This window comes from Zavarzinia sp. (genome assembly GCF_049306435.1).
GTDB lineage: Bacteria > Pseudomonadota > Alphaproteobacteria > Zavarziniales > Zavarziniaceae > Zavarzinia.
Window position 1 is genome coordinate 21,642 of sequence record NZ_JBAQRT010000351.1, and the last position, 8,346, is coordinate 29,987.

At 64.0% G+C, this 8,346-nt stretch carries 9 protein-coding genes and 1 tRNA gene; 5 read left to right on the forward strand and 5 right to left on the reverse strand.

Annotated features, from left to right (window positions below; all coding sequences use genetic code 11):
* Positions 1–4: 4 nt before the first annotated feature.
* The 3 genes from WAZ62_RS20430 to WAZ62_RS20440 all read left to right on the forward strand — a co-directional run bounded on the left by WAZ62_RS20430 (position 5) and on the right by WAZ62_RS20440 (position 1,635).
* Positions 5–535: an opioid growth factor receptor-related protein gene (locus WAZ62_RS20430; RefSeq protein WP_422645383.1), complete on the forward strand. Its 531-nt coding sequence runs from the start codon at positions 5–7 to the stop codon at positions 533–535.
* Between the two features lie 98 nt (positions 536–633).
* Positions 634–909 carry a hypothetical protein gene (locus tag WAZ62_RS20435; protein WP_422645384.1) on the forward strand — a complete coding sequence of 92 codons (276 nt, stop codon included), beginning with the start codon at positions 634–636 and terminating at the stop codon, positions 907–909.
* A gap of 18 nt (positions 910–927) precedes the next feature.
* Positions 928–1,635: an autoinducer binding domain-containing protein gene (locus tag WAZ62_RS20440; protein ID WP_422645385.1), complete on the forward strand. Its 708-nt coding sequence runs from the start codon at positions 928–930 to the stop codon at positions 1,633–1,635.
* 2 nt (positions 1,636–1,637) lie between these two features.
* On the opposite strand, the gene WAZ62_RS20445 is transcribed toward WAZ62_RS20440, so the two are convergent.
* Entirely contained in the window at positions 1,638–2,267 is a 630-nt protein-coding gene (locus tag WAZ62_RS20445) for an acyl-homoserine-lactone synthase (RefSeq protein ID WP_422645386.1), read from the reverse strand.
* A gap of 95 nt (positions 2,268–2,362) precedes the next feature.
* Positions 2,363–2,770, reverse strand: a complete 408-nt coding sequence (locus tag WAZ62_RS20450; protein WP_422645387.1) for a helix-turn-helix domain-containing protein — start codon at positions 2,768–2,770, stop codon at positions 2,363–2,365.
* Between the two features lie 321 nt (positions 2,771–3,091).
* Between WAZ62_RS20450 and WAZ62_RS20455 the strand changes: the two genes are divergently transcribed.
* Both WAZ62_RS20455 and WAZ62_RS20460 read left to right on the forward strand, forming a co-directional pair.
* On the forward strand, positions 3,092–4,471 hold the full coding sequence (locus tag WAZ62_RS20455; RefSeq protein WP_422645388.1) for a DUF1329 domain-containing protein: 1,380 nt from the start codon (positions 3,092–3,094) through the stop codon (positions 4,469–4,471).
* Between the two features lie 9 nt (positions 4,472–4,480).
* On the forward strand, positions 4,481–6,709 hold the full coding sequence (locus WAZ62_RS20460; RefSeq protein ID WP_422645389.1) for a DUF1302 domain-containing protein: 2,229 nt from the start codon (positions 4,481–4,483) through the stop codon (positions 6,707–6,709).
* 5 nt (positions 6,710–6,714) lie between these two features.
* Here the strand turns inward: WAZ62_RS20460 and WAZ62_RS20465 are convergent, their stop codons facing one another.
* The 3 genes from WAZ62_RS20465 to WAZ62_RS20475 form a co-directional block, all read right to left on the reverse strand.
* Positions 6,715–7,356, reverse strand: a complete 642-nt coding sequence (locus WAZ62_RS20465; RefSeq protein WP_422645390.1) for a TetR/AcrR family transcriptional regulator — start codon at positions 7,354–7,356, stop codon at positions 6,715–6,717.
* A 134-nt stretch (positions 7,357–7,490) separates the two neighbouring features.
* On the reverse strand, positions 7,491–7,787 hold the full coding sequence (locus tag WAZ62_RS20470; RefSeq protein WP_422645391.1) for a HigA family addiction module antitoxin: 297 nt from the start codon (positions 7,785–7,787) through the stop codon (positions 7,491–7,493).
* A 231-nt stretch (positions 7,788–8,018) separates the two neighbouring features.
* Positions 8,019–8,093, reverse strand: a tRNA-Thr gene (locus tag WAZ62_RS20475).
* Between the last annotated feature and the right edge of the window lie 253 nt (positions 8,094–8,346).

Consider the following 8,346-nt stretch of genomic DNA (forward strand, 5'->3'; position numbering starts at 1 on the left):
CGGAATGGTGACACATCTCACATCCTTTCTCGCCGGCACGGCCGCCGATGGCGCGGGGCGCCTGATCGGCGACATCTGGGCGAAACCGGATAGCTGGCTGGAAAGCCGCCACGATTTCATCCAGTGGCTGTTTCCCCTGCCGGAGCCGAGCGGAGCCAACGCCGAAGCCCCCCTGCTGAGCCTTGCCGAGGCCCGCGAAATCGCGGCCCGCGACGACCTGCGCGCCGCCTTGCTGACCTCGCTCGACACGATGACGCGGCTTTACGGGATCGAGCGGCGGGGCGACTGCTTCACGCGATCGGCGGCCTTTCCGGGGCTTTATCGCCATTGGCTCGGCCCCATCGATCACAATCATCTGCGCTTCACGCGAATGCTGCGTTGCCTGTCCCTCTGCGGTCTTGCGGAGGTGGCGGCGGGCCTGCGCCGGCTGCTGTTCGACATCGCGGGGCAGGAGGCCGCGGGGGCCTGGAGCATGGCGCTGCGCTATTGGCATGATGCGGAACTGCCGCCCGCGGACTGGTCCCGGGGGGCTTGATCTGGCAGGGGTAGTTGTGTAGCGTTAAAAACAACTTTTGGTAGGTTGCTGACATGGGTCAAAGCTCATCCCCTGTGGAGTTCCCTGGTGACGATGCCATGGCCGCCGCCAAGCTGCGTGCCGTGGTGCATTCCATCGCGACGGCCCTGGGCGATGGCGTGCTGCGACACCTGCTCGAGGAAGAGTGGCGCCAGTCGACCGAGAGGGGGCGCAACCGCCGGCCCATGCCGATCGGCGATCTCGAGGCCATGCTGATCTTCGTTATCGAGCGCATCCGCCGCGATCACGGTGTCGAGGCGCTCAATCGTTTGCTGGATGATGCACGGGCTCTTGGCGAAATGCGCGAAGCGGTGGACAATTGTCGCGGGCATTGAGCCGGGTGGGGCGGGCGCGTGATCAATCTTCTGGATGTGGCAGACAGGATCGATCGGGCTGAAACGGCGATCGGGGCCTTCGATGTGCTCGCCGGTGTTGCGGATGGGCATGGCTATGGCCATTCCGCCTGCATGGAAATCCCGAAGACCAACAAGCTGCATCCCGATGCCCTGGCCATCGTGAAAATGCCTGAAATCTGGGTGGAGCATTACGTCACGCAGGAATTCGCCCTGATCGATCCGGTGTTTCGCCGGGCCGCCTCGGATGTCCTGCCCTTCACCTGGGCCGAGGCTTCGGCTCATTCGACGACGGCGCAGCGCCGGATCATGAACGAAGCCACCAGCTTTGGCCTGAACCACGGCCTGACCATTCCGATTCACGGCCCGGCCGGCTATTGCGCCGAAGTGACCTTCGCCGGCCGCAAGGTGGACGACGATCCCCGTGTCCTGATGGCCCTGCGTTTTCTCGCCACGGTCGCCCACGACCGTGCCCGGATCCTGGTGCGCCGGGGCTGGGCGGAGGATCTGCCCAGCCTGACCAAGCGTGAACGGGATTGCCTGCACTGGGTCGCCGCCGGCAAGTCGGACTGGGCGATCGCTCAGATCCTAAACATCAGCGAAACCACCGTGCACTGGCATGTCGAGGGCGCGAAACGGAAGTTCGGCGCCTCGACACGCATTCAGGCCATCGTGGCGGCCATTCGCTTCGGCCTGCTTTACCCCTGACCTCAGGCCGCGATGGCGGCGTCGGTGAAACGCAGGCGCAGCACCGGGTCGGGCACGCCACGCTGACGGCGTACCGTCTGCAGCGCGACCGTGTCGATCGGCATGGTGACGCCGACGACCCCGACTCCCCCCATCTCGATCTCGGGGCCGAGCACGTTCAGGTGCCAGTCGGCGGCCTGGGCCATGCCGACCATGCGCCGGTCCATGACGGCGGTGATGAAATCCAGCTCGCGCAGCATGGCATATTCGATCATGCCGCAGGACAGCGCGCCCCAGACCGTGCCCCGACGATCGTTTTCCCGCGCGCGGCGCGACACGCAGCTGCGACTGCTCTCGAAAATGGCCGGGCCGCGCGGCACGGGACCATCGCAGAGCTTGGGAAAGACATCGCCCAGCAGATGCGGCAGCACCGAGGGGATGAGCCGCATCGAGCCCGCGATGGCGCCATCGTCCCCGCGACAGACGAGATAGACCGTGCGCGGTGTGTCGAACTGATCGATTTCCAAGCCGTCGCGGGCCATGGGCAACTGCCAGCCCATTTCCTCGACGAAGACCTGGTGCCGCAGACGGAACATTTCCTCCAGCGTGCGCTTGTGGTTTGCCCTGTTCCAGGGACCGATGACGTCGATCATTGCCTGCCTCCAAGTTGTGGCAAGCCATGGAACAATTAATTGGTTATTAACCGCGCCTGTCTGATCAGAGGGGTATTTTAACGTCCCGTGAATGATTACGCATGGTAGTGGCGGACGGTGCGGCCGGCGATGGTTTCCACAAGATCGGCCACCGCATCCCGGGTCGCGGTCGAGGTGACGCCGCCGAAGGCGGCGACGAGCCGGCTGGCCAGATGCGACAGGTCGCAGGCATCGTCGATACTGTTGGAAGCGGCGCCGAGGTTGCTGGCGAATTCGACCAGACGGCGCAGCAGGGCCGGGTCGATGGCCTTCAGCAATTCGCCGAGTTCATCGATACCGGCGGGCCGCGCCTGACCTTTTTCGATTTCCCTGACCCGCGCCGGGCAGAAGCCGGAGCGCGCCGCCAGATCGTCTATCGTCAGGCCGCGAACCGCGCGCAGCCCGTAAAGCCAGCGGCCGATGCTCGCCGCGAAGATGGATGTGTCCGTGGAAGTTCCGATCATGTGCCCCAGCCATTCTGCCTGTCTTTTATGGAGAGAAGGCTGCGCCGAGGCGTCGAAACCGGCACCCCTCTGATCAGAGGGGTTTTTCACCGATCGCACGCCCGTGGCCGGCGGCATTTGCGAGTGCAACGGAAACTAATTCCACTTTTCACCCTTCGCGAGGGGTGGAAAACGGCTGATTTGCTGGCTTGCGGGCTCGTGGTGCCGATGGCGGGAACACGAATTCACAACAATGCCCGACCCCTTCACCCTTATGACGAGAGAAACGGCGATACGGGCTGAACAAAGTCCGAAAAGACCGGAAATGCAGGGGAGGTGGCGATGAATTTGGCGATTGCGGCGGTCGTCGGCGTGCTGGCTGCCGCGGCTGCCGGCGGGGCCTGGGGCAAGGTTTCGCCGGCCGATGCCGAGCGACTGGGGCGGGACCTGACCGCCATGGGCGCCGAGAAGGCCGGCAATGCCGATGGCACGATACCGCCCTGGGACGGCGGGGTGAAGGCGCCGCCGCCGGGTTACACGCCCGGGCGGCACCACGTCACGCCCTTCCCGGACGACAAGGTGCTGTTCTCCATCACGGGAAAAAACGCCGACAGTTACAAGGGGCGCCTGACGACGGGCCAGATGGCGCTGCTGAAGCTCTATCCGACCTATGCGATCAACGTCTACCCGACGCGGCGGAGCTGCGCCCTGCCCGAGCGGATCTACGAGGCGAACAAGCGGAACGCCCTGACCGCGACGATGACCGAGGACAACAACGGCCTGCATGATGCCCTGCTGGGCAATCCGTTTCCCATCCCGCAGACCGGCGTCGAGGCGATCTGGAACCACCGGCTGCGCTATCGTGGCTTCAAGGGACGGCGCTACTTCGCCGCCGCGCTGGTGGCGCGGGATGGTTCCTACGATCTCGTGCGGGGCAGCGACATCGGCATCGCCCATTACAACGGACCGGGGCTGAATCGCATCGGTGACGTCACGGATATCACGCAGCTGAACAACATCGGCATCTCCTACCTCAATTTCATCACCTATCCGCCGCGCTCGGCCGGCACGATCGTCCTCGTGCTCGATACGATCAACGCCAAGGAATTGCCGCGTCAGGCCTGGGTCTACAATCCGGGCACGAGGCGCCTCCTGCGGGCGCCCGACATCGCTTATGACAATCCCGCGCCGCAGACCGATGGCCTCGCCCCGGCCGATACATTCGACATGTACAACGGCGCGACCGATCGCTACGACTTCAAGCTGCTGCCCAAGCGCGAGATCTACATGGGTTACAATGCCTATGAGCTGATGTCGCCCAAGTACAAATACAAGGACATTCTGACCCCCAACCACATAAGGCAGGACCTGAACCGTTACGAATTGCACCGTGCCTTCGTCGTCGACGCGACCCTGAAGGAGGGTTCGCGCCATATCTATGGCCGGCGCACATTCTATCTGGACGAGGACAGCTGGAATATCGTCGCCATCGACGCCTATGACACCCGAAGCACCCTGTGGCGGGTGCAGGAGGGTCCGCTGATCAACGCCTATGACGTGCCCCTGTGCTCGTCGGTGATCGAAATTTCCTATGACCTGCAATCGGGCAAATATCTGACCTTCGGCATGAAGAACGAAGAAAAGATTTTCGATCTGGACGCCAGGGATGTCGATACCTCCATGTTCTCGCCCGATGCCGTGCGCCGCATGGGCGCGCAGTAGGGGGCCACGATGATGAAGGGGACAATCGCCGGCCTGGCGGTCCTGGCCATGGCGACATCCGCCGCCGCCTATGATTTCGAGCTGGGCGACGAAATCACGGGCACGGTCATCACCACGCTGTCGGTCGGGGCGCAGATGCGCATGGCCGACCGCGATCCTCGTAACGTCGGATATTACAACGGGGGGCGCTACACGCCGGCCGACGCCGATGACGGCAACCTGAATTTCGACAAATACGACATCGTCTCGCAACTGACCACCGTGCGTTCGGAAGTGCGCCTGAAGTGGCGCGACTGGTTCGCGACGATCAGCGGCGAAGCCTTCATCGACAGTATCGCCATGAACAACCAGCTGGCGGAAAACGGCCCGGCGGAGCGGCCCTGGCGCGGGCGATATTCGCCCCGCGCCAAGGACAAGGCGGATTGGGACGCGACCTTGCGGGAATATTACGTCGGCACCAATCTCGATGTCTTCGGCAACAATCTGCAGATCAAGCTGGGCAATCAGATCCTGAACTGGGGCGAGGCGTTGTTCACCCTGAACGGCATTTCGGTGATCAACCCGATCGACGTGACGAAAATCCTGACCCCGGGGGCGGAGTTGAAGGATGCGCTGATCCCGGTGCCGATGATCAAGCTGGCCTATGAACTGCCGGATGGCCCATCCTTCGAGGCGTTCTACCAGTTCGATTTCGAGCCGGCGCGCCTGCCGGTCTGCGGCAGCTTCCTCTCTTTCAACGACAATCTCTGCGAGGGCTCTTCCGGCACCTCGGTCTTCACCGACTATGGCGATACGCGGTCCTTCACGGCGGGGCGCGACGATCCGGCGGACTATGACAATCCGCCGGCGCCTTACGGCAGTGGCCCTCAGGCGTTGTCGACCAGCCTGCCGCTGCACCGGATCGACGATCCTTCAGGCGATGACTGGGGCGTCGCCATGCGTTACTTCATGCCGGAGCTGAACAATACGGAATTCCAGCTGTTCTACGTGAACTACCGCAGCCGCCTGCCCTCGGTCTATTTCCAGGCGCCCGAGCACTATGCGGCGGGCACCGGCGAGGTCGATCTGGCGACGGCGCCGGCGGGCGTACTGGGCAGCGCCCTGTCCGCCCTTGGTCTCGAGCAGCAGCAGGCCCTGACGTCGGTGATCGGCCAGCTGGTGCCGGGTTTCGTGACCGGCGGCAATCTCGCCTCGGACATTCTCAGTCCGGCCGTGGCACCGATCCTGTCGGCGGCGATAGAGCCGTCGCTGGGCACGCTGCCGCGCTCGACCGTGTTCGAAAACCTCGAGAACAGCAATTTCTACCAGTATTACCCCGACGATATCGCCATGCTGGGCCTTGCCTTCAACACGACGGAAAACTGGTCGGGCATCGCCATCAATGGCGAGATTTCCTACAAGCACGATGTCCCGGTGCTGATCTCGGCCCCGGCCTTCTTCGGGCAGGCGATCAATCAGGCGGGTGGCATTCCGATCGATCAGGGGGCCTATAATGCCCAGCTGCCCATCGGGCCGACCACGATCGGCGGCACGACATTGCCCAACGATCCACTTTACGTGAAGAACTTCGGCATCGCGCCGATCGCCGATGGCCCGGCCGGCGAGACGTTCGACGACCAGTATATCCCCGGCCGCATCATCCGCGCCGACCGCCGCCATGATGTCTGGCAGGCGGCGCTGCGCCTGACCAAGATCTTCGGTGGAACCGACTGGGTGGCCGAGGTCACCGGCGCGTCCTCGATCATCGCCCTTGTCGAGTTCGGCGCGCTTCATGTCGATCTGAAGGATGGTTACCCTTACGCCGCCTATGGCCAGAACGGCTTTTCCGGCTTCTACAGTCGCGCCCTGAACCTGACCAGCGTGGCCGAGGTCTCGCCCCGGGTGCCGGTGACGGCCCTGGGCGATCCCTTCTGGGATACCGGCAAGCTGCCGACCCGATGGTCGGGCGGGGTGCAGGGCCTGTTCCTGTTCGATTACCCGAACCTGATCGACGGCGTGAAGCTGATCCCCTCCATCGCTTTTTCCCACGGGCTGTTCGGCAATACGCCGGCACCATTGCCCGGCTTCACCAAGAGCATGACCGCGATCCTGCTTGGGCTGCGCGGCGACTTCTCGCAGAGCTTCTCGGTCAGCGTGAGTTACTTCAAGTCCTTCGGCGCCGGGGGCGGGACCAATGGTTCGCGCAACCCCTTCATCGATCGGGACTTCCTGGGGGTCGCCGCGACCTATCAGTTCTGACGCCGTCAGGCGGCGACGAGGGGCGAAGTGTTGCCCACCATGATGCGGGCGATGAAATCGGCGATGGTCCGCTCGACCTCGGGGCGGGCGAGGTGGGGCGGGCAATGCAGCACCGTCTCGATGATCGAGGCGCGGGTCATCACCATCAGGACATAGGACGCGACTTCGGGGCGGGCGAAATTCAGCCGGTCACGAATCGAGGCCTGGGCCTGGGCCGACATCATCACGAGGGTCCGGGGCAGGTTGGCGACGGCGGGGATCTGCAGCGCGAAGGGGATCACCTCGAGGATCAGGCGCACCTTCACCCGGTGACGGTCGACCACTTCGAACAGCGTGGAAACAATGGCGAGAGCGGCTTCCGCCAGCGACAGCTGGGTGGACGCGGCCAGGGCATTGCCGACCTCTTCCAGCATGTCCTGCACCCAATAGGCGACGACACGGGCGACAATGGCTTCCTTGTTCGGAAAATACTGATAGAGCGAGCCGATGCCGACCCCGGCGCGTTCCGCGATCCTGTTGGTGGTCACGCTGTCGTAAGGCAGGGTCGACAGCAATTCGGATGCCGCGTCGATCATGGCTTCGACAGTGACTTCGGCGCGGCGCTGGCGCGGCACCTTCTTCATCGATAGATCGATGGTCCTGATCATCCCCCGAGCGCTCCTTTTTTGTGAGCTTGGGCGCGATTGTGCTCGTGTCGGGTCGTGAGGCCAAGCGCAAAGCGGCGCCGGGATACCGGACGAAAGTCGATGAGGGGAAACGGCGCCGCCGCTTCGGCCCTATCTCATGCGGCGTCCATCGGCTCGATCGTTTCCAGTTCCTGCTTCATCTGGTCGCCCAGGACCGCGATGTCATGGGTGGCCTGAAGATTGAGCCAGAAGGCGGGCGACGTGCCGAACAGGCGGGAAAGCCGCAGGGCGATATTGGCGGTCACCGGTTGCCGGCCGCTCAGGATGTCGTAGAGGCTCTGGCGCGAGATATGCAGCCGGTTGGCGACATCGGTCTTGGTCAGCCCGGTCGCCGGGATGATCTCCTCCCGGAGAAGTTCGCCGGGATGCATCGGGGCAAGTGCGGAAGTCATCAGTGGTAATCCTCCACGTCGACGTGGGTGGCGCCGCCATCCCATGCCCATGTCAGGCGATAATTGCCCGATACCCACACGGACCAGCGAGGGGGTGTAGCGTGCAGGGGGTGAAACCTGCAGACCTGCCATTCCCGGTTTCCGGGGCGGCCTATTGAAACTGACGGTCGTGGGGGAGGTCGATCGGTATCGACGGGGCGCTTCGCCGATGATCGCGAACGCGCGCTGAACTGGTGCTGCCGGACAGGATTGAACTGTCGACCTCTCCCTTACCAAGGGAGTGCTCTACCACTGAGCTACGGCAGCGCCTGCGTTCAGGGCGCGGAAACTGCCACAGGGCGGCGGGATGTGCAAGCCGTGTGTGCGTTTTTTTGCGCGGGGGTGAAACCGGCTATTTGACCGGCTTCACCCCGGGGGGCGCCTGCAGGACGCCCGGCGCGCTCGACGTGGGGCGTGGCTTCGAGGTTCCCCGCGGCTCTGGGGCGCTATGAGCGGACGGGCGGGTCGTCACGTCGCCGCCCTGAGCCGGGCTGCTGAGGGAATAGCCGCTGCCATCGGC